The organism is Pseudomonas sp. GL93 (assembly GCF_003408955.1).
In the GTDB taxonomy this organism is placed as follows: Bacteria; Pseudomonadota; Gammaproteobacteria; order Pseudomonadales; family Pseudomonadaceae; genus Aquipseudomonas; species Aquipseudomonas paracarnis.
On sequence record NZ_NKRF01000012.1, the window covers coordinates 41,491 to 63,066 of the forward strand.

General features: G+C 58.7%; 13 protein-coding genes. 6 read left to right on the forward strand and 7 right to left on the reverse strand.

The window, feature by feature from the left end; translation table 11 throughout:
- Positions 1 to 43 precede the first annotated feature (43 nt).
- The gene (locus CER19_RS03410) at positions 44 to 1,192 is read left to right on the forward strand and encodes a pyridoxal phosphate-dependent aminotransferase (protein WP_116665399.1); all 1,149 of its coding nucleotides are present in this window, start codon (positions 44 to 46) and stop codon (positions 1,190 to 1,192) included.
- A complete protein-coding gene (locus tag CER19_RS03415; protein ID WP_116665431.1) occupies positions 1,180 to 1,971 on the forward strand; it encodes an amidohydrolase in 792 nt (263 codons plus the stop codon). The genes CER19_RS03410 and CER19_RS03415 overlap by 13 nt, the downstream gene beginning before the upstream one ends.
- Positions 1,972 to 2,130: 159 nt before the next feature.
- Here the strand turns inward: CER19_RS03415 and leuA are convergent, their stop codons facing one another.
- The 6 genes from leuA to CER19_RS03455 form a co-directional block, all read right to left on the reverse strand.
- The gene (leuA, locus tag CER19_RS03420; RefSeq protein ID WP_032879611.1) at positions 2,131 to 3,810 is read right to left on the reverse strand and encodes a 2-isopropylmalate synthase; all 1,680 of its coding nucleotides are present in this window, start codon (positions 3,808 to 3,810) and stop codon (positions 2,131 to 2,133) included.
- A 363-nt stretch (positions 3,811 to 4,173) separates the two neighbouring features.
- Entirely contained in the window at positions 4,174 to 8,334 is a 4,161-nt protein-coding gene (locus CER19_RS03430; RefSeq protein WP_116665400.1) for a membrane-targeted effector domain-containing toxin, read from the reverse strand.
- Positions 8,335 to 8,563: 229 nt separating this feature from the next.
- A complete protein-coding gene (locus CER19_RS03435) occupies positions 8,564 to 12,700 on the reverse strand; it encodes a membrane-targeted effector domain-containing toxin (RefSeq protein WP_133298301.1) in 4,137 nt (1,378 codons plus the stop codon).
- A gap of 134 nt (positions 12,701 to 12,834) precedes the next feature.
- The gene (locus CER19_RS03445; RefSeq protein WP_116665403.1) at positions 12,835 to 13,653 is read right to left on the reverse strand and encodes a M23 family metallopeptidase; all 819 of its coding nucleotides are present in this window, start codon (positions 13,651 to 13,653) and stop codon (positions 12,835 to 12,837) included.
- Between the two features lie 3 nt (positions 13,654 to 13,656).
- On the reverse strand, positions 13,657 to 15,036 hold the full coding sequence (gene xseA, locus CER19_RS03450) for an exodeoxyribonuclease VII large subunit (protein WP_116665404.1): 1,380 nt from the start codon (positions 15,034 to 15,036) through the stop codon (positions 13,657 to 13,659).
- Positions 15,037 to 15,046: 10 nt separating this feature from the next.
- A complete protein-coding gene (locus CER19_RS03455) occupies positions 15,047 to 15,937 on the reverse strand; it encodes a LysR family transcriptional regulator (protein ID WP_116665405.1) in 891 nt (296 codons plus the stop codon).
- 99 nt (positions 15,938 to 16,036) lie between these two features.
- Between CER19_RS03455 and CER19_RS03460 the strand changes: the two genes are divergently transcribed.
- The 4 genes from CER19_RS03460 to guaA all read left to right on the forward strand — a co-directional run bounded on the left by CER19_RS03460 (position 16,037) and on the right by guaA (position 20,723).
- Complete coding sequence (locus CER19_RS03460) at positions 16,037 to 16,804, forward strand: sulfite exporter TauE/SafE family protein (RefSeq protein WP_116665406.1); 768 nt, start codon at positions 16,037 to 16,039, stop codon at positions 16,802 to 16,804.
- A 137-nt stretch (positions 16,805 to 16,941) separates the two neighbouring features.
- Positions 16,942 to 17,490 (forward strand): hypothetical protein, encoded by a 549-nt coding sequence (locus CER19_RS03465; RefSeq protein WP_005791157.1) that lies wholly within the window; start codon positions 16,942 to 16,944, stop codon positions 17,488 to 17,490.
- 104 nt (positions 17,491 to 17,594) lie between these two features.
- Positions 17,595 to 19,064 (forward strand): IMP dehydrogenase, encoded by a 1,470-nt coding sequence (gene guaB, locus CER19_RS03470; RefSeq protein WP_014719807.1) that lies wholly within the window; start codon positions 17,595 to 17,597, stop codon positions 19,062 to 19,064.
- Positions 19,065 to 19,145: 81 nt separating this feature from the next.
- Positions 19,146 to 20,723 (forward strand): glutamine-hydrolyzing GMP synthase, encoded by a 1,578-nt coding sequence (gene guaA, locus CER19_RS03475; RefSeq protein WP_005791155.1) that lies wholly within the window; start codon positions 19,146 to 19,148, stop codon positions 20,721 to 20,723.
- 79 nt (positions 20,724 to 20,802) lie between these two features.
- Here the strand turns inward: guaA and CER19_RS03480 are convergent, their stop codons facing one another.
- Positions 20,803 to 21,573 carry an APH(3')-II family aminoglycoside O-phosphotransferase gene (locus tag CER19_RS03480; protein WP_116665407.1) on the reverse strand — a complete coding sequence of 257 codons (771 nt, stop codon included), beginning with the start codon at positions 21,571 to 21,573 and terminating at the stop codon, positions 20,803 to 20,805.
- Positions 21,574 to 21,576: the final 3 nt, after the last annotated feature.

Sequence of the window (21,576 nt, forward strand, 5' to 3'; positions counted from 1 at the left end):
AGCTTGCAGCTTAAAACTTGCAGCTCACCCGAAGGGGGCTCCCATGATCACCAGTAAGCTGCCAAACGTCGGCACGACCATTTTCACCACCATGTCGCAACTCGCCGCCGAAACCGGCGCGCTCAATCTGTCCCAGGGTTTTCCCGATTTCAATGGCCCGCAGAGTCTGCTCGATGCAGTGGGTAAGCACATCGCCCTCGGTCATAACCAGTACGCCCCCATGACTGGCCTGCCGGTGCTGCGCCAGCAAGTGGCGGCCAAGATCGCCCGCAGCTATGGCGTCAAGGTGAATGCCGACACTGAAGTGACCATTACGCCAGGGGCCACCGAGGCGATTTTCTGTGCCATTCAGGCGGTGATTCGCAGCGGCGATGAAGTCATCGTTTTCGACCCCAGCTACGACAGCTACGAGCCTTCGGTTGAACTGGCCGGTGGCCGCTGCGTGCATGTGCAACTGAGCCTGCAAGGCTTCGCCCTGGACTTCGAGAAACTCGAGGCTGCGCTTTCACCGCGTACGCGCATGATCATCCTCAATAGCCCGCACAACCCCACCGGTGCGTTGATCAGCCGTGCCGAGCTGGACCAGTTGGCCGAACTGATCCGCGACCGCGATATCTACCTGGTCAGCGATGAGGTCTACGAGCACCTGGTGTTCGACGGCGTGCCCCACGTCAGCGTACTGGCCCATGAGGAGCTGTATCAGCGGGCGTTCGTGGTGAGCTCATTCGGCAAGACCTATCACGTCACGGGCTGGAAGACCGGCTACGTGGTCGCGCCACCGGCCCTTAGCGCCGAACTGCGCAAGGTGCATCAATATGTCAACTTCTGCGGCGTCACCCCTTTGCAGTACGCTTTGGCGGACTTCATGGCCGAACACCCGGAACATGTCGAAGAACTGCCGGCCTTCTATCAGGCCAAGCGGGACCTGTTCTGCGACCTGCTGGCGCCATCGCGCATGAGCTTTACCCGGGTGACCGGCACTTATTTCCAACTGGTGGATTACTCGCAGATTCGCCCTGACCTGGATGACGTGGCCATGTCCCTGTGGATGACCCGTGAACATGGCGTGGCGACCATTCCGGTTTCGGTGTTCTACCAGCACCCACCCCAAGGCCAGCGTCTGGTGCGCCTGTGCTTTGCCAAACGCGAGGAGACGTTGCGACAAGCGGCGGAAAAACTATGCGTGATCTGAGTGTACTGCCCAATCTGAACATTGCCCTGGTGCAGACGACCCTGGCCTGGCATGACCGCCAGGCCAATTTCGAGCACTTCGAGTTGCTGCTGGAGCAGGCCAAAGGCGCCGACTTGATCGTGCTGCCAGAGATGTTCACCACCGGTTTTTCGATGGAATCAGAAACCCTCGCCGAGCCGGAAAACGGCCCCACCCATCATTGGCTCCAGGCCCAGGCGGCAAAGTATCAGGCCGTGATTACCGGCAGTGTGATCATCCAGGCCGCCGATGGCAGCCACCGCAACCGCCTGCTGTGGGCGCGGCCGGATGGCGAGGTGTTGCATTACGACAAGCGCCACCTGTTCCGCATGGCCGGTGAACATGACCATTACACCCCCGGCGAGCGCCAGGTGTTGTTTGAGTTGAAAGGCTGGCGCATTCGTCCGCTGATCTGCTACGACCTGCGCTTCCCGGTATGGAGCCGCGATGCCCAGGATACGGACCTGCTGCTGTACACCGCCAACTGGCCGGGCGCTCGGCGTCAGCATTGGAATCGGCTGTTGCCGGCGCGGGCCATTGAGAACCTGTGTTACGTGGCGGCGGTGAACCGGGTGGGCACCGACGGCAAGGGTTTTGCCTACACCGGCGATAGCCAGGTGTTGGATTTCCAGGGTGAGACTTTGCTGAGTGCGGGGGAAGCGGATGGGGTGTTTCAGGTGATCCTGGATGCGGCGGAACTGGCAGCTTACCGTACACGGTTCCCGGCGAACCTGGATGCCGATAGCTTTCAGTTCCTGTAGGAGCGAGCTTGCTCGCGAAAAGCGCCAACGATAACGCAGCGTTATCAGATTGCCAGCGGTGCCTTTGGGTTTTTCGCGAGCAAGCTCGCTCCTACAAGGTATTGAAACGAGAAGGCCCCTGGATTCACACCCAGGGGCCTTTCGCATTTCAGCATCCGATTACGCCGCTTTGGCTTCCAACTGGCTCAACGAACGGTTCAGCGCACTGAACAGCGCCTTGAAGCTGGCGGTAGTGATGTTTTCATCGATCCCCACACCATGCACCGGGCGTTCGCCGTTCACGCGCAGTTCAATATAGGCCGCCGCCTTGGCATTGGTACCCGCACCAATCGCGTGCTCGTTGTAGTCCATGATCTCCACGCCAATCGGCAGGCCCGCTACCAGCGCTTCCAACGCACCGTTGCCTTTGCCCTTCCAATGCAGGTTGGTTTCGCCCTGGCCTTTGCCGGAGACTTCCACCTCGACAAAGCTGTTGCCATTCTCTTCCTGCAGGCGGTGGCTGACCAACGCGTACGGGGTGTTGGCTTGCAGGTATTCACGCTGCAGCAAGGCGTAGATCTGTGGCGCGGTCATCTCCAGGCCTACGCGGTCGGTTTCGGCCTGTACCACCTGGCTGAACTCGATCTGCATACGACGCGGCAAGCTGATGTCGTATTCCTGTTCCAGCAGGTAGGCGATGCCACCTTTGCCCGACTGGCTGTTCACGCGGATCACCGCCTCGTAGCTGCGGCCAATATCGGCTGGGTCGATCGGCAAGTACGGCACTTCCCACAGCGCATCGTCTTTCTGCTGGGAGAAGCCTTTGCGGATCGCGTCCTGGTGCGAGCCGGAGAACGCGGTATGTACCAGATCGCCGACATAAGGGTGACGTGGGTGCACCTGGATCTGGTTGCATTCCTCGACCACTTTGCGCACGCCGTCAATGTCGGAGAAGTCCAACTGCGGGTCCAGGCCCTGGGTGTACATGTTCAGCGCCACGGTGACCAAATCGACGTTACCCGTACGCTCGCCGTTGCCAAACAGGCAGCCTTCCACACGGTCAGCGCCGGCCATCAGGCCCAACTCGGTGGCCGCCACGCCAGTGCCACGGTCGTTGTGGGTGTGCAGGCTGATGATCACACTGTCACGACGGTTGATATGGCGACCGAACCACTCGATCTGGTCGGCATAGATGTTAGGGGTGGCGCATTCAACGGTGGCCGGCAGGTTGAGGATCATCTTGTGCTCGGGCGTCGGGTTCCACACCTCGATCACCGCGTCGCAGACTTCCTTGGCGAACTCCAACTCAGTGGCGCTGAACGTCTCCGGGGAGTATTCGAAGGTCCACTGGGTTTCAGGCTGTTGGGCGGCGTATTTGACGAACAGCTTGGCCGCGTTGACGGCGATAGCCTTGATGCCGTCCTTGTCCTGGTTGAACACGATGCGTCGGAACGACGGCGACGTGGCGTTGTACAAGTGCACGATAGCTTTTTTGGCGCCGCGCAGGGATTCGAAGGTGCGTGCGATCAAGTCTTCACGGCCCTGGGTCAGCACCTGGATGGTGGTGTCCTCGGGGATGTGGTTGTCTTCGATCAGGGTGCGCACGAAGTCGAAGTCTGTTTGCGAGGCGGCCGGGAACGAGGCTTCGATTTCCTTCACGCCTACAGAGACCAGGGTCTTCCAGAAACGCAGCTTTTTCGCGGCGTCCATCGGCTCGATCAGCGATTGGTTGCCATCACGCAGGTCGGAGCTGCACCAGATCGGCGCGGTGGTGATGGTCTTCGATGGCCAGGTGCGATCCGGGATATCGATGGTCGGGAACGCGCGGTATTTCGAAGACGGGTCTTTGAGCATGCTCATCGGGAAATCCTTTGTTGTAGGGGCCGAGAAAAGGCGGCCTGCCGTAGAACTGTTTTTGGGGATAAAGCTTAAAGACGAGGCAGATCGATTCAGCCTGGCAGTCGTGCGCTGACAAGGCACAGGCTGCGGTGCTGACGGAGCTGAATGAGGGTGTGAGAGGTTTTCATGTGGTCAACCCTAACCGCGGGGCGGAAGGATGGCAAGTTGTGAGAAAAAATTGAGATAATTTCTACTATTTTGGTTTTTTTTGAGGTTTTATTTCGTTTTTAATAGGCTTGCATGTCTTATATTGCTATTGATTTCCTTGTGGCGCAATCGTAAGCCTCTCGAATCTTCTGTCGAGAGGCTTGCCTCGTGGGGGCGTTATACGGTGATTGCGTCAATGTTGTATTCGATATGAATGTCTCCAGCGGGCTCGGGGACGCCTCCGTGCATGAATTTCAATGGCGGAGGAGGTGTATGGGGAGGTTGGCTGACAACGGTCGGACTGCCTTTAGGCGCCGGGGTTACGGATATCCCGACGCTACCGGTCAACTCAGCGACACCCGGTACATTATCAAAAGTATTCATATGGTTTTTCCCGACCAAGACGACGAACTTTTCGCCGGGCGGGGTTCGTTTGATGATTTCTGCTGCGTAGTAGTTAAACTCTTGCAGGCGGCCTTGTTGCCATTGATCCATTGGCATATTCCTGAGGTTGCCTGCTGCATTATCCACATGCCAAGTCAACTGATGGTGTTCGAGTCCCACAACCTTGATTCCGCGCTTGTTTGCCTCGCTGATTATGTCGAGCATTGTCGGTCCGCCCGTGTAGTCGGAGTCGTAGGGATGTAGCCCCAGGCTGGGCGCATCAGACGGTAGTAAGGCGGCGTCGCTGACTTTCGGAGAACCTTGAAAGAAAGGTGCGCCCTCAAGATAAATAGTGGTTACCCCGTTTTTTGCGAAGTTATCCAACTGGTCGATCACCAGTTGATAGGCTGCAGGCTCATGATGAAGTTCGCCGATGACCAGCCCGCGTACATCGGGCTGCGACAACGTTTTCTGAATGGCCTCCGTCGGTGTGTTGCTGCTGTTCAGCATGGGCATCGAAGGGCGAGTCGGTATCCCGTTGGTTCGTATGGAGTTGTAGAGGTTGATCATGTCGCGCCTGAACCAGCGCCGAATGTGCCCGGTAATGGCTGGACTTCCAGTAATGTCATGGGCCGCGGTGCCCGAAAGAACACGGTCCATATAGGTGTCGTCGGGTGGTGCAGTTCTCCCCCTTTTGCCTCGGCCACCAGGTAGTTCACTCAACCGCCATTCCCCGTTTCCAGCCGATTGCAGGGACGCCACGATTCTACTGCCGCGTGGCGCCGTCAGCGGAGCATTGGGGTTGACGATATTGACCTGGCCGTTGCGCGCGTGAAACACCGAGTCGATCTGATAAACCCTGTTTGTACCGGTACTGTCGGTGTAACGCACATACCAATGGTCACCCACGTTATAAGTGCCGTCTGGCCTCAGGCGTTGCCCGCTGATGACTTCGTTCGGCACGGTGTAGGCACTCAGGTCGCGGTTGGGCGCAGCGGCGGTGGGCGAGGGGCGGGTGGCAATGGTGGTGACGCCGCTGCTGGTGGAGGCCGCCGCAGTGGGAGGGCTGGTGGGTGCCGGCAACGCTCTGGGACCTGAACGTGTGGCGAGCGGGCCGGCTTGGACGGTGGATCTGAATACCGGCCGCATCGGTGCGGCGCGAAGATTGGTGATGCCTGTGGCAGCCAGGCTGAAGTCACTGTAGATCGTCCGTGCCAAGCCAGGTTTTTTGATCAAGTGCGGCAAGATTCTGCTATTGGCGCGCAGCGCCGTCACACCGGCTTTGCCCAGGCGAACACCTGTGGACACACCTTTGCCGACCACAGGTAACAGGTCCGCGAAGATCAAGGCCACTTCAATGCCGAACTCGATTTTGTTCAGGGTGGATTGCTTCGCCACTTCCGCGCTGCTTACGGACTGGTGATCCGCGCGGTCGATCACCATCTGTACGTGTTGTTTGTACAGGTGATCCTGAACATCGCCTTCGATTGGCTTGAGGCTTATCGCGCTGCCCAATAGCTTGGTCGATGAAATGATCAGCTCGGGGGAGAGCAGCTTCAAAGGGTTGTACGCACTATCTTTAAGGGCTTCCTTGAATTCAGCGATCTCATCTTTACTGACTGGCGATTTCCTTTTCGCGATATAGGAGGTCCATTCGCCTTTAGCCAGAAGGGCGTCCAAGGCTTTGCGGTCTGCCACTTCGCGAAATGTGATGCCGTCGGGAGCCTTGGGGGTGTAAAGCACCAGCGACGAGTCCGTCTGATTGCCGATCACCATCACGCCTTGCACCGCCAACCCGCGATGGACAAGGCTATTGGCCACAATGGTTTTTCCATCGACCTGCGGGCGTGTGACGGGGTCGGGGTAGGCCAATACTGCATCAACCCACTGCGTCGCGCGTTTGGTGGCAGGTTTTTCGTGCGCTTGTTCTTTGTACGCGTCGGGATTGAGTTCTGACAAAAACGCCTCTTTGAACATGGCGTCTTCCAGGCTGGCTTTCCAGGCTGTACGCAATTGTGCGGCGCTATCAGAACCGGTGTCAGTGGCCATTTCCTGTTTAAGCAGCTTGGTGTATTCGCCGCCGACATCGGCGGCATTGACCAGTTTCTTAAGGCTCTCGGTGTCCAGGATCACCGGTTTGCCAGCCAAGTCCCGGACAGGCTTGCCTTGTGTGTCCAGCAGCGCCAAGGTCATTTTTACATCGGTAAAAGTGCCTCTCTCGATGGCTGGAAAACCACTGGGATTGCTCAACGCCAAGTCGGTTAGAGAGACGGGGTCATTTTTGGAATAGAGGGGCTGGCCAGTACCCCGGCCGCCGTGGACGCCAGTGCGGGTGTGCACCTGTACCTTTAATTGATCAGCATCGACTATCGCCCCCGGGTATTGCTTGTTGAGGGCCGCATTCAGTCTGTCGCGGGAGAAGGCGCCCAGGGATGGGATTTTTTCGAGCAGTGGCGCCAGCGTATTCAGGCTTTTCTCTTGCACCTGTTCCAAATGTGAAAACACCGCTTCCTGACCGGGGAGCAGATTCTTCAGCCACTCGGGTTGGTTTTTGTCGGCCAATTTGGCGTCCCTGGCCAGCATGGCATTGCTGCCATCGAGCAGATAAGACCAGTCCGCAGCATTGTCTATGGCTTGAAGCGATGCGCTGTCGACTAAGGGGTTGGCGCCGTTACCTGAGGTCAGTGCTTTGCTCATGCCTGCGTTGATTTCTGTTTGCTGGCGTCTGAGCATCCAAGGTACGGCTTCTGCCAACACATCACCGGAAGATGGCGAGACACTGCGCATCAGGTCATCGCTGGAAAAACCATCAGGTCTTTTTTGCAGGGCCAGTGGCAGGGTTTGCAACAACAGTTCGGCCTGGATGCCGCCTTGATCCAGCCGGTCTGCCAATGCCTGGCGTGCCTGCGCGGGCGTGGCAAACTCCTCGAATCCTTCGCCGGGCGTGTACAGCACGACGGGACCATTGGTGTCGTTGAGCTCAAGCGTGCGCCCATTCGGCCAGGTAGGCGACGTGGCATGTGAACCGTCGCTTTTGGTGATGAGGAACGCCCCCGCCAGCATTGCACCGCGTTCGGTTTTGTCATCGATTGTGAGGGGATATACGCCAAGGCGAGCACCATTGGCGAATTTTTTTTCCCGGGCATCCAGGGTGGGGTATCGCAGCGCGTCGTCGATCAGTGCTTTGCTTTCTGTGCTCAGGGTTTGATCGCTGACACGCAGGGCGGCCAGGCTCGACAATTGGCGTTTGTGCAGGGTCAGCAATTGATTGAGCGGCGACTCTTGCTTGCTCGGTTCTTCCCGAACCGGGCTGGGGGTGTTCCAGTAGTGTTCAATCGCCTCTGGGTACTGGGTGGCGATGCTGCGCGCGATGGTTTGCAATGTGCCTGCGGTGGCGGCGGGCATTGCCAGGTCGGCCAGGCTTCTGCGATGAGTGAATTCGACGTTTATGTTGCGCTCAGGGCGCATCAGCTTATTGGGATTAGCCAGGATGTCTTGAACCATCCTGGCCAGGGCGGTCATCAGAGGCTCGGACGACGCCAGTGATTCCTGATTGCCGTCAGTGCGGTAACGATTGACGCTCATTGTCTCGGCATTCAGCGGCCTGACGGCGGGGAATGCTTGTTCAAGTTGCGCCTGTATGAAGGTTTTGAAGCTCGGCTGTTGGTTGTGCAGGCGTTGCATGTCCTCCGTCAAGAGGCCGTGTTCAACGGTGTAGGCTAACTGCTTGCTGGGTTTGAAGTGTTTCTCCAGCTTGGGGTAACGCAGTTGGGCGCTGGTTATGCCGGAAGAGGTGGGGACGGGAGGCGTGTCGGGAGCGTAGGTTGTTGGTGCGGGAGGGAGCTCTTGTGTGGTGCTGGAAGGCGTGGGAGGAGAGGAGGAGGTGGTGGCTGCAGAAGTGCTCAGGGTTTGTTGTTGGTGTCGGGCTGCCAAAGCTTGGGTAAGAGAGAACATGGAGTGAGTCTCACAGGTTTCGAATTTCCACTGGTCAGGTCATGCTCATTACGCTCCGTGTAAGTTATGAGATAGGTGAGTGTTGGATGTCGGATGGTTCCTGGCGAAATTGTAAGAGGTGCTCAACAACCTGCTTCGAAGTCCCCTCGCTTGAGGGTGAGGTGGTAACGCCAGGCAGGTGTGTTCGGCGGGGTGCGCTGCTACCGCCCGCGCGCCGTCATCAGGTCGATCAAGGCGTTTTAAGGTAAGGGTCAACGTTCTGGTGGACTTGGTAGTCTCCCACCGTTGCATTGGCGGCGAGCCGTTCTTCAGGCGCCGGACGCGGGCCGGTATGCTTGACGGCGACACTGCTGGCGCCGGGCGTTGCATCGTATACACCCACGCTGATGGCCCCGGTTTGTTCAGCGATGCCGGGCACGCCCTGGGTGGTGTTCATATGTCTTCTACCCACCACCGCAATCCACTTTTCCCCTGGAGGGGTCTGCTGAATAACCTTGCTGGCGAAGTAGTTGAGCTCTCGCAATCGATCAGTGGTATGCCGAAGGTTAGCAACGTCATCGTCAAAGGGGCGAGTTGAGTGCATCGTCAGATGTTCATGTTCGATACCTACGATTTTGATGCCGTGTTGCTGTGCGGCGGCCAGCACATTCTCGCGCGTAGGGACTTCGGGTTTATAAATACGATTGCGGGGCTGCGGGGGGATGCGTGAAATTTCATCGGCTGTGTAACCTGTGAAGCCATTCCATTCAGCGCCTTCCAGATAAAGGGTTGTGACGCCTTCATCTGCATAGGCCTGCATGTTCTTTATCAGCATGACGTTGGTAGCAATCTGATTGTGTTGCTCTCCAAATACAATGCCGTTTGAGGTGCGTAGCAGCTCACGTGCCAGTTCGCCCGGTGATGCGTTTGGCGTTATAGCAGGCATGTTCGGACGAGGTGTAGGCGCTAAGGCTTGATTGACATAGCTTTCATTCGCTCCTTCTCTGAACCAGCGTGTCGCAAAGCGTCTGTTAACGCCTGCTGCGGTCATATCAAGTCCTCCCGAGAGCAAGTAATCGGTGTAATTCACCGGCCATTCATGCATTTGCTTGCGTTCTCTACCGCGCCTGCCGCCAGGCAGTTGATTGATACGCCATTCCCCGTTGCCTGCCGATTGCAGGGAGGCCACTGTCCTGCTGCTTCTGGATGCTGTCGCTGGGGCATTGGGATTAATGATATTGACCTGTCCACTGCGAGCGTGGAATGCCGAGTCGATCTGGTAAACACCGTTCGCACCGGTACTGTCGGTAAAGCGCACGTACCAGTTATCTCCCACGTTGTAAGTGCCGTCGGGCCGCAGGGGGCGGCCGCTGATGACCTCATTGGGCACGGTGTAGGCGCTCAAGTCGCGGTTTGGAATGGCCGCGTTGGTCGAGGGGCGCGTGGCGGCGGTGGTTACGCCGCTGCTGGTGGAGGCGCTTGCTGACGATGGAGCGCTGGGCGTCCCTGTCGACGTGCTGGGCCCTTGACGTGGCACAGGCGCGCTCGTCGTTGTCGATGATCTGAAGACGGGGCGTAGTGGCGCGGCACGCACACCCTTGATACCTGCTGTAGCCAGTGCGAAGTCAACATGGATCGTATGCGCCAGGCCGGGTTTGCTTATGAGCTTGGGCAAAAGTTTCCTGTTGGTGCGCAAAGCAACTAACGCGGCTTTACTGAGATGAGTCCCGGTTCTTGCGGCCTTGCCGACACCTGGCAAAAAATCCAGAAATAGCATGCCCACTTCGACGCCAAACGTGGCTTTATTGATGAACGATTGCTGGGCCACTTGCGCACTGCTGACTGATTGATGGTCTGCCTTGTCTACTATCATCTGAACGTTTTGCTGATAGAGATGATCCTGAACATTACCCTCTATGGGTTTGAGTACCGAGCCGCCGAACGCGACCTTTATCTCTTTGACGGCTATATCCAAGACTTTGTCGGGCGACAGGACGGTGAACGGATTGTTGGGGATATCCCTGATCGCCTCGTTGCGTTTAGCCACATCATCTTTATTGACCGGTGATTTTCTGTCCGCGATGTAGGCTTTCCACTCGTCTTTTTTCAGCAAGGCGTCCATTGCTTTCTGGTCCGCTACTTCGCGAAACGCGATGCCGTCGGGCGCTTTGGGCGTGTACAGCACCAATGATGAATCGACCTTGTTGCCAATCACCAGAACCCCATGAATCGGTTGTCCATAGTCGAGCAGGGCATTGGCGATAATGCTTTGACCATCGACCTTGGGGCGGTTGGCGGGGTTGGGGTGGTCCAGGATTGCCGTAACCCATTGCGCTGCGCGTTTGCTGCTCTTGTCTTCGGCGGCCTGCTCTTTATAGGCCGTAGGGCTGAGCTGCGCTAGAAACGCATCTTTCTCCATGGCATCACTCAGGTTGGATTTCCATGCCTCGCGCAGATCCGAAGGGGCATCAGGTGCCAGTTCTTTTTTAAGCAGCTTGTCGTATTGGCCTCCCACATCCGCCGTGTTGATCAAGGCTTTAAGCTGTTCATCATTGAGTATGATCGGCTTGCCATTGCTATCGGGAATCGGATTGCCCTTTATGTCAACCAGCGGCAGGGTCAGTGTGAGGGTGGTCGTTTTCTTGACACTTCTTGGAAGAAAACCGGTGGGGTTTTTCAGTGCCAGATCAGTCAGTGAAAGATGTTTTTGTTCTGACGAGGTAGTGATGTGTTTACCCAATATTGACATGGCCAGGTCGGCAATCAAGAAGTCGGTCGAGTTGTCCTGGATCGTGGTTTCGTCTATCTGCACCTTTAATTTGTCGGCATCAATCTGCGCAGTCGGATACAGCTTCTTGATCGCCTCGTTCATCCTGTCGCGGGAGAAGTCTGACAGGGAAGGGATTTTTTGAAGCCTTGGAAGTAACGCGTCAGTGCTTTTTTTCTCCGACCGTTCCAGGTTCAGAAAGATGGCTTCTTGAGCCGGGGTCAGGTTTTTCAACCACTCGGGTTGTTGTTTTTCGATCAGCTTGGCGTGGTAGGCCAAGAGTGCATTGCTGCTATCAAGTTGGTACGACCAGTCGGCGGCGTCATCAATGGCTTGGGTTGACGTCGGGTCTGTCAGTGGGTTGCCTGGCGTAGCGGCCGTCAGTGTCTCGGTGAGCTGCTTGTTGATTTCTTCTTGCTGGCGCTTGAGCATCCACGGAATGCCCTCTGCCAGAACATCTGCGGTCAAAGGCTCAATGCGCAGTGTCAGGTCATCTCCCGAAGGCTGCTCTGCTCGGTTTTGCAGCGCCAGCGGCAGCGTTTGCAGCAACAGTTCGGCGTTTACCCCACCTTGATCAAGGCGCTTGGCCAATGCCGCGCGGGCTTGGGCGGGCGTGGCGAACTCCTCGAACCCTTCGCCGGGGGTGTACAGAACCACCGGACCATGGCTGTCACCGAGCGACAAGGACCGACCTTTAGGCCATGTGGGCTCAGTCGCGAAGGAGCCGTCGGTCTGGGTGATGAGGAAGGTACCCGCCAACAGCGCCCCACGTTCAGTACCGTCATCCACGGTGAGTGGGTACACCCCAGGGCGGGCACCGTCAGCAAAGGTATTTTCTCGCTCGGCCAAGGTGGGGTATTGCAGCGCTGTGTCGATCAGTTGCTTGCTTGCCGGGCTCAAGGTGCCATCGTTGGCGCGAGCTGCGGCCAGTGTTGCCAGCTGTCGCTTGTGCAGGGCCAGTAGCTCGTTCTGTGGCGTGGTTCGCACCTGCGGGTTTTGCGGGCTTTGACGAGGTGTGGTCCAGAACGTCTGCTGCGCTGTCGCGTATTGGATGATGCGCTGAGCAATCGTGTGCAATGAGTGTGCTGAGTTGATCAGGGTAGGGGGCACACCGGCGCTGCCTTGCGTGAACAAGCCCACGTGTACGTTGTTATCTTCGCCTGCTTTTTTCCCAGGATTACGCAGCTGTTCCTGGATTTCTTTATTCAGTTCGTCGAGAAGGGGTTCTACGGACAGCGTTTTTATACTGCCATCGTCTTGCTTGCGCCAACGCTTGAAGGTGAGGTCTGCGGCATTGAGATGGGGTTGGTCAGGAAACAGTGTGGCCAGTTGTTGCCGCAGGAAGGTCTTGAAGTTCGGTTGCTCTTTGTAGAGCTCCTGTATCGAATGGGTGGCTTCGTTGTGTTGTTCTATGAGGCTGACAGTGCGTGAAGGGAGAACAGTGGCAGGTGGCGTACTTGGCGAATCGGGTAAAGGCAGATCGTCAGGGGCGTACGTCGAAGGCGCTGCGCGGGGGGCGGTCTGGCTTTTTCCTTGGGGGGGAGGCGTTTCGGCGGGTGGGGCAAAGGTGTGATGTTGATCCAAAGGGCGTTGGACTGTAGAGCTGGCTGGCGCAAACATAGAAACAACCTCATCACTTAATCGAAATGTGTCGTTACGGTCCTTGTAAGTCGCCAATTAAGTGAGGGGCAGCGGTGGGTTGGTTCCGGTTGCAAATGTAGCGATATGTCCGGGGGCAGGGCATTGGACAGCGCTCAGGGCTGAAAAGCGCCGATAAAGATCGCCGGATCTACACGTGCATCGTTCAGGCTGATATTCCAATGCATATGCGGCCCGGTCGCACGGCCCGTCGAGCCGACCTTGCCCACTACTGCGCCGCGCTTCAGTTGCTGGCCCACCTTCACGTCAATCTTCGACATATGGCAGAACATGCTGATAAAGCCTTGGCCATGATCGACGAACACCGTGTTGCCATTGAAGAAGTAATTGCCAACCAGAATCACCTTGCCGTTCGCGGGCGTCTTGATCGGCGTACCGGCCGGCACGGCGAAGTCGAGGCCCGAATGCGGGTTGCGCTCTTCACCGTTGAAGAAGCGCCGCACCCCGAACTTGCTCGACAACGGGCCGTTCACCGGTTTGTCCAGCACCAGGTTGCTCGGCAGGGTGGGGCTGAAACTGCGGTAAGCCTTGAGCTGTACTGCCAACTCGCCTTCGATGCGCTTGAGCTGGGCCGGGTCAGGGTTGACCTGGCTTTTATTTTTCAGCGTGATGCGCTGTTCCGGGTACTTCTTGTAACCGACGATAAACGGCAAATTGCGCCCGCCGCTGCTGATGCGCTCGTTTCCGGGCTTGACCGTCAACGGGATACCGACGATGGCTAGCCAGTTGTCCTGTTCTTTGACCACCAGCACCGGTTTGCCTTGGTAAGTGGCTTTGGGCGCCGTGGCGGCCGGTCCCAGTTCGACCACGGCCACACCACCGGGCACCGGTTTGTTCAAGGTGCGGGTGATATAGCTGTCCGCGTAGGTATTCATGGACAGGCACAGCAGCAACAAACTCAGTAGACGTGGCATCAATCAATCCAGTAGCGAAAGGGTGACGGGGGTCAGGTGATTGTCTTCCACCCGCACTTGCAGTTGACCTTCACCCAGGCGCGCGGTCAGGCGCTGGCCGGTGTGGGTTTGTGCAGCATTGCGAATCGCCTGGCCGCGTTCGTCCAGCAGGATGCTGTAGCCACGGCCCAGGGTCGCCAGCGGGCTGACCACCTGCAACGTCTGCACCTGGCTTTGCAGTTGCAGGCGTCGTGTGTTGAGACCTTCGCGCATGGCTCGGGGCAGGCGTTCGGCAAGGCTGTCCAGGCGCTGGCGCAACAGCGCCAATTGGCGGCCTGGATGTTGGCCGGCGAGGCGGGGCTCCAGGCGGATCAGGCGCTCACGGCGGGTATTGAGGCTGCGCTCGAAGGCGCGGCGCATACGCATGTCCAGGTCATCCAGGCGCTGGGCCTGCTGGCGCAAACGCTCGCCCGGGTGACGCAGGCGCCGGGCCATGCCTTCCAGGCGCAGGCGGCTGTGGCTCAGGCGGTTGCGCATCAGCATCACCAGGCGACGATGCAGGTTGTCTACCTGGCGCACCAGATGGCTGGCGTCCGGTGCCAGCAGCTCGGCGGCGGCGGAGGGCGTCGGAGCGCGCACGTCCGCCACGAAGTCGCTGATCGACACATCGGTTTCATGGCCGACGGCGCTGACGATGGGCGTGACGCAGGCGTCCACCGCTCGGGCCACGGCTTCTTCATTGAAGCACCAGAGATCTTCCAGTGAGCCGCCGCCACGGGCCAGGATCAGCGCGTCGAAGCCGCGGGCATCGGCGAGTTTAAGAGCCCGCACGATCTGCGGGATCGCCTCGCGGCCCTGGACAGCGGTCGGGATCAGTGTCAGTTCAATGTTCGGCGCCCGGCGGCGGAACACACTGATGATGTCGCGAATCACCGCGCCGGTCGGCGAACTGATGATGCCGATACGCCGTGGGTGCGCGGGCAGCGGCACCTTGCGCTTGACGCTGAACAGGCCTTCGGCGCTGAGCTTTTCCTTCAAGGCATCGAAGGCCAGGCGCAGCGCGCCATCGCCGGCAGGTTCCACGGTGTCGAGGATCAGTTGATAGTCGCCACGCCCCTCGAACAGCGAGACCTTGCCACGCACTTTGACCGCCAGGCCGTCCTTCAACGCCTGGCGCACGCGTGCAGCGTTGTTGCGAAACAGCGCGCAACGCACCTGGGCCCCGCTGTCCTTGAGGGTGAAATACACATGGCCGGAAGCCGGGCGGGCGAGGTTGGAGATCTCGCCTTCTACCCAGATATTGGTGAACACGTCTTCCAGTAACACCCGCGCGCGGCCGTTGAGCTGGCTGACAGTCAGGACTTCGCGGTCCAGGCCCAAGCGGGCAAAAGGATCTTTAATCATGGGCGGCAGTTTATAGGCATTCGTGCAGGGTTTGACAGAATTGCTCCACCAGCGCGTTTGGCGCTTGCGCACAGGCCAGGGCTACGGTGCTGTGGCAGTCTGGGTCGGCCAGGGGCAGAAAGTGCACGTCGGGCGGGGCGATGTCCTGCATGGATTTTGGTAACAAGGCAATACCGAAACCGGCCTGGATCAATTGCAACTGCGTGGTCTTGCGCGACATCACCCGTGCGGCCTTGGGGAAAAATCCTGCACGCATGCACAATTCGGCCGACAGATAACTCAGCCCGCCGCGTTGGGGATGGGGGATCGAGATAAACGCTTGGTCCTTTAGCTGCGCCAACTCCACAGGCGCGTCGCTGCGTGCCAACGGATGATTCGGCGGCACCGCCAGCACCAACGGCTCCGTGTACAACGGCAGCACACGCACGCCGTCGCGCTGGCGCAGTACGGGCAAGCGCAGCAGGCCGACGTCCAGGCGACCCTCGGCGATGTCCTCCAACTGGGCTTCGGAGGAGAGCTTGGCGATATCCACCGATACTTCAGGGCAGCGCTCTAGCCAGGTGCTGATGCCGTGCAATAACGCGCCGCTCATCGGCACTGTGCTCGAGTGACTCAGGCGTAGCGTGCCAAGCTGGCCATTGCCTACTAGGGTCGCCACTTCGCTGGCCTTGAGCAACTCACTCAACAAATTGCGCGCCCGTGGGTAGAACGCTTCACCGGCCGCTGTGAGCCGCGGTTGGCGTGCGGTGCGTTCGAACAATGGGGTTTGCAGTTGATTTTCCAGTTCCTTGATTTGCCGACTCAAGGCCGACTGCGCCACAAACAGGCGTTCGGCCGCGGCACTGAAGCTGCCGCGCTCGGCGATTTCGACGAAGTAACGCAGTTGCCGCGTGGAGATCACGAGTCATGCCTTTTTGAGATGAGTGGCTAGCTTTGAAGATATTAGTCGCAACAGTCGACAATGGCTAAAGTGAAGGCCATGTCTAACAAGGAATAACCCATGAGCCTGGTTGAGTTGATGAGTCAGTGGTCGTTCGGGGCTGTGGATTGGCTGGTGATCGGCCTGGGTGTGGTGCTGGCCTATGTGGTGTTTGGCATTGCCGGGTTCGGGACGGCCTTGGTCGCCGGGCCGATCCTGATTGTGTTTATGCCGCTGTCGAAGATCATCCCGTTGCTGGTGCTTCTGGACTTTGTCGCGGCGTTTGGCGGCCTGCTGCAAACGCGGCGCGATGTGAACAAGCCAGAACTGTTGCGGTTGCTGCCCTGCATGGCCATCGGCTGCACCCTGGGCGTGGTGTTTTTGCTCAACCTGCATTCGGACCTGTTGCTGCTGTTGATGGGCCTGTTTATCAGCGCCTACGCGATTTACAGCCTGGCGGTGAAGGCACGGCCGACTCAGCTGGCAGCGGGCTGGTCGATTCCCATGGGCACTGTTGGGGGGCTGTTTGGGGCGCTATTCGGCAGTGGCGGCTTTTTATATGCGATTTACCTGAACAGCCGTTTGCCCAAGGACGCGGCGCGGGCCACGCAAAGCGCGCTGATCAGTTGCAGTACGGTCGTGCGCTTGAGTCTGTTCCTGATTGCCGGGGTGTATACAGATTTGCCGTTATTGGTGTTGGCGGTTTGCCTGTTGCCGGCGATGGCCCTGGGGCTGTGGTGTGGGCGCAGGCTGACGATGCGGCTGTCCCGTGAGGCGTTCGTGCGGTTGGTGACCTGGTTGGTATTGGTCAGTGGTATTGCGTTGATCGGGCGGTATGTGAGTACTTGACCTGATTTTTTCAGGGATTAAGCTGCCGTCCTCCCGGGCGTCATCGCGGGCAAGCCCGGCTCCCACATTGGAATGCGATCAACTGTGGGAGCCGGGCTTGCCCGCGATGGCGCCAATAGCCACACCGCAGGGCTCCCATGAATTCCCAAAGCATCCTTGTCCCGAAAATCTCCACCTTGCCCGTCCACGAACCCCGCGCCCGGGCGATTGTGCGCTGGCTGGTGCGCAAGAACATCATCAAGGAAGAGCTCACCACTTGCGGGCGTACCGGCAACCGCATGGGCTACGCCCTGGCCGATGGTGCCCGCGCGGTGGTGCTGCACCCTGAAGCGCTGCCGTTCAACGAGCCGGTCAATGGCCTGGAAATCATCTACAAGCGTTGCATCTACACGCCGGCCAAGGGGTTCCTTGAAGAAGCCGGCTGCCCGGAGTGCCTCAAGGAAGTCGGCGAGGCGCTGTTCGAAAGCCTGGAAGACTGGATGCCCGGCCACACCGATAACTTCACCTGCCCGCTATGTGGGCATGAAGACGACATCAATGGCTTCCTGTTCTTGCAGGAATGCGGTTTTTCCAACCTGGGCTTTATCTTCAACAATTGGGCGGAGGCGGGCTTCAAGCAGAGCTTTATCGACGAATTTGCCGATTGGTTGGACCAGAAAATGAGCTGGGTCAAAGTCGAGCTTTAATCCATCTATCAGTATTACCAAGTTTGTCAGAGTTTTACATTGAGCCCGGCAGGGTGCATGTATATAATGGCGCGCTTCCATTTTCCCGCTCGGGAGCCCCCGCGATGCTGCGTATCAGCCAAGAAGCTCTGACATTCGACGACATTCTCCTAGTGCCCGGTTATTCCGAGGTGCTTCCTAACGAAGTCAGTCTCAAGACCCGCCTAACCCGTGGCATCGAGCTGAATATTCCCCTGGTTTCCGCTGCCATGGACACCGTCACCGAAGCCCGTCTGGCCATTGCCATGGCTCAGGAAGGCGGCATCGGCATCATCCACAAGAACATGACCATCGAGCAGCAAGCTGCCGAAGTGCGCAAGGTCAAGCGTTACGAAGCCGGTGTGGTGAAAGATCCGATCACCATCGAAGCCGACGCCACCGTGCGTGACCTGTTCGAACTCACGCGCATGCACAACATCTCCGGCGTCCCGGTGCTGCACGATGGCGACCTGGTCGGCATCGTCACTTCCCGTGACGTGCGTTTCGAGAACCGCCTTGAAGTCACCGTCCGCGAAGTGATGACGCCTAAAGAGCGCCTCGTCACCGTCAAGGAAGGCGCCGACAAGAACGATGTGCGCGAGCTGCTGCACAAGCACCGCATCGAGCGCGTGCTGATCGTCGACGACAAATTTGCCCTCAAAGGCATGATGACCGTCAACGACATCGAAAAAGCCAAGGCTTACCCGCTGGCCAGCAAGGATGACCAAGGTCGTCTGCGCGTTGGTGCTGCGGTCGGTACCGGTAAAGACACGGGTGATCGCGTTTCGGCGCTGGTCGCTGCCGGTGTTGACGTGGTGGTGGTCGACACCGCCCACGGCCACTCCAAAGGCGTGATCGACCGCGTGCGTTGGGTCAAGCAGAACTTCCCTGACGTGCAGGTGATCGGCGGCAACATCGCCACCGGCGCTGCCGCCAAGGCCCTGGCCGAAGCTGGTGCCGATGCGGTCAAGGTCGGTATCGGCCCAGGCTCCATCTGCACCACGCGTATCGTCGCCGGTGTGGGCGTGCCGCAGATCAGCGCCATCGCCAACGTCGCCGCTGCCCTTGAAGGCACTGGCGTACCGTTGATCGCCGACGGTGGCATCCGTTTCTCTGGTGACCTGTCCAAGGCCATCGTAGCCGGTGCCTCCTGCGTGATGATGGGCTCGATGTTCGCCGGTACCGAAGAAGCGCCAGGCGAGATCGAACTGTTCCAGGGCCGTTCGTACAAGGCTTACCGTGGCATGGGTTCGCTGGGCGCCATGTCCCAGGCGCAAGGCTCTTCCGATCGTTACTTCCAGGACTCTTCGGCAGGCGCCGAGAAGCTCGTACCGGAAGGTATCGAAGGCCGTGTGCCGTACAAAGGCACCCTGAGCGCGATCATCCATCAACTGATGGGTGGCCTGCGTTCCTCGATGGGCTACACCGGCAGCGCCGACATCGAAGAAATGCGCACCAAGCCAGAGTTCGTACGGATCACCGGCGCCGGCATGGCTGAATCCCATGTCCACGACGTGCAGATCACCAAGGAAGCGCCAAACTACCGTGTAGGTTGAGCCTTCCAGCAAAACGTTAAGTAACCGGGGCTGTTCTTTCAGCCCCGAGTTGTTTCTGATTCATTAGACGAGACTGACTTCATGGCCCTCGACATTCACGCCCATCGCATCCTGATCCTCGATTTCGGTTCCCAGTACACCCAACTGATCGCCCGCCGCGTGCGTGAAATCGGCGTGTACTGCGAACTGCACCCGTTCGACATGGACGACGCAGCGATCCGCGAATTCGCCCCTAAAGGCGTCATCCTCGCCGGTGGCCCCGAGTCCGTGCACGAAGCCAACAGCCCGCGTTGCCCACAAGCGGTATTCGACCTGGGCGTGCCGGTGTTCGGCATCTGCTACGGCATGCAGACCATGGCCGAGCAACTGGGCGGCAAGGTTGAAGGCTCCGAACTGCGTGAATTCGGTTATGCCCGTGTCGACGTGGTTGGCAAGAGCCGCCTGCTGGACGGCATCGAAGACCACATCGATGCCGACGGCCTGTTCGGCCTCGACGTCTGGATGAGCCACGGTGACAAGGTCACCAAGATGCCAGAAGACTTCCACATCCTGGCCAGCACCCCAAGCTGCCCGATCGCCGGCATGTTCAGCGACGAACGCCGCTACTACGGCGTGCAGTTCCACCCGGAAGTGACCCACACCAAGCAAGGCGGGCGCATCCTGTCGCGTTTCATCCTCGACATCTGCGAGTGTGAGGCCCTGTGGACCCCGTCGAAAATCGCTGAAGACGCCATCGCCCAGGTGCGCGCCCAGGTCGGCACCGACAACGTGCTGCTCGGTCTGTCCGGCGGCGTTGACTCCTCGGTTGTGGCTGCCTTGCTGCACAAGGCTATCGGCGACCAGCTGACTTGCGTATTCGTCGACAACGGCCTGCTGCGCCTGCACGAAGGCGAGCAAGTGATGGCCATGTTCGCCGAGAACATGGGCGTCAAGGTGATCCGCGCCAATGCTGAGGAACAGTTTCTCAACAACCTGGCCGGCGAGTCCGACCCGGAGAAGAAGCGCAAGATCATCGGCCGCACCTTCATCGACGTCTTCGATGCCCAGTCCAACAAACTGGACAACATCAAATACCTCGCCCAGGGCACCATCTACCCCGACGTGATCGAGTCGGCCGGCGCGAAAAGCGGCAAGGCCCACGTGATCAAGTCCCACCACAACGTGGGTGGCTTGCCTGAGGAAATGAACCTCAAGCTGGTAGAACCGCTGCGCGAGCTGTTCAAGGACGAAGTCCGCCGTCTGGGCCTGGAACTGGGCCTGCCGTACGACATGGTCTACCGTCACCCATTCCCAGGCCCGGGCCTGGGCGTGCGGATCCTCGGTGAAGTGAAGAAGGAATACGCCGACCTGCTGCGTCGCGCCGACCACATCTTTATTGAAGAACTGCGCAAGGCCGACTGGTACCACAAAGTCAGCCAGGCGTTCGTGGTGTTCCAGCCGGTGAAATCGGTTGGCGTTGTAGGCGATGGCCGCCGTTACGCGTGGGTCGTGGCCCTGCGTGCCGTAGAGACCATCGACTTCATGACCGCACGTTGGGCGCACCTGCCTTACGAACTGCTGGAAACCGTCAGCGGGCGGATCATCAATGAGATCGAAGGTATTTCGCGCGTTACTTATGACGTGTCGAGCAAGCCGCCGGCGACGATTGAGTGGGAGTGAGCCTGCACTGGCAGGTGAACGCTGAATAACAAAACCCCGGCCTGGTGCCGGGGTTTTGTATTTCAGGCTGTAGGCTGAATCAGAAAAACTCATCCAGCAGACAATAGAACTTCATACGCTGCTCATCGGGCTCAACACCATAAACCTCAAAAAAGGGTTTCACCCATGCCTGCCCCAGGCTGCGTTCAAGACTTCGCGCAGCCAGGGCAAGGTCTTGATAACGGTCACTGACTCCCAGGCGTCCACAGTCGATAAAACCGCTGAAGTGACCGTCTGCCGCCATGAAGTTCGGCAGGCAGGCGTCGCCGTGGGTCACTACCAGATCATGAGTGCTTGGCTGAGTCGCCACCAGTTCAGCAAACACATCCTCAGCGCTTTGGCCTAGTCGTTCGTCGTCGAAATCCGTCTCGTCCACCAGGCCGGCGCTGACGTGCTCCTGTGCACGTGTGATGCGCCGCTCAAGGGCGTGATCGAAGGGGCAGAGGGTGACGGGTAGCTGGTGCAGGGTGCGTAGCGCTGTTGCCAGGATGTTGATGATTTGCTCGGCGCAAAGCTCGTGGGCGCTGGCCAAGTCCCGTCCCGGTAGGGTGGTCATCAGCAACCAATGGCGATGGCTTTCTGTGATTTCATCCACGACAGCAGGCGCAGGCAGATTCATTTGCCGCAGCCACCGCAGTCGATCGATTTCGTCTGCAAGCTCACCCAGTTCCTCGAGGGGCTCGGACTTCAGGAACAGATCTGTACCGTCGTCCTGGCGCAGACGAAAGACGTCGGCGCGCGATTCGCCAATGGCTTGTTGTTCAATGAGCGCACAGGGGAATTGTTCACGCCATTTGTGTGGAATATTCATCGT

Coding starts and splice junctions, on each gene's coding strand:
- CER19_RS03460 (WP_116665406.1), top strand. CDS start 16,037: ATGAGCCTGGTTGAGTTGATGAGTCAGTGGTCGTTCGGGGCTGTGGAT.
- CER19_RS03415 (WP_116665431.1), top strand. CDS start 1,180: ATGCGTGATCTGAGTGTACTGCCCAATCTGAACATTGCCCTGGTGCAG.
- CER19_RS03435 (WP_133298301.1), bottom strand. CDS start 12,700: ATGTTTGCGCCAGCCAGCTCTACAGTCCAACGCCCTTTGGATCAACAT.
- CER19_RS03465 (WP_005791157.1), top strand. CDS start 16,942: ATGAATTCCCAAAGCATCCTTGTCCCGAAAATCTCCACCTTGCCCGTC.
- guaA (WP_005791155.1), top strand. CDS start 19,146: ATGGCCCTCGACATTCACGCCCATCGCATCCTGATCCTCGATTTCGGT.
- CER19_RS03430 (WP_116665400.1), bottom strand. CDS start 8,334: ATGTTCTCTCTTACCCAAGCTTTGGCAGCCCGACACCAACAACAAACC.
- CER19_RS03410 (WP_116665399.1), top strand. CDS start 44: ATGATCACCAGTAAGCTGCCAAACGTCGGCACGACCATTTTCACCACC.
- CER19_RS03445 (WP_116665403.1), bottom strand. CDS start 13,653: ATGCCACGTCTACTGAGTTTGTTGCTGCTGTGCCTGTCCATGAATACC.
- guaB (WP_014719807.1), top strand. CDS start 17,595: ATGCTGCGTATCAGCCAAGAAGCTCTGACATTCGACGACATTCTCCTA.
- leuA (WP_032879611.1), bottom strand. CDS start 3,810: ATGAGCATGCTCAAAGACCCGTCTTCGAAATACCGCGCGTTCCCGACC.
- CER19_RS03480 (WP_116665407.1), bottom strand. CDS start 21,573: ATGAATATTCCACACAAATGGCGTGAACAATTCCCCTGTGCGCTCATT.
- xseA (WP_116665404.1), bottom strand. CDS start 15,036: ATGATTAAAGATCCTTTTGCCCGCTTGGGCCTGGACCGCGAAGTCCTG.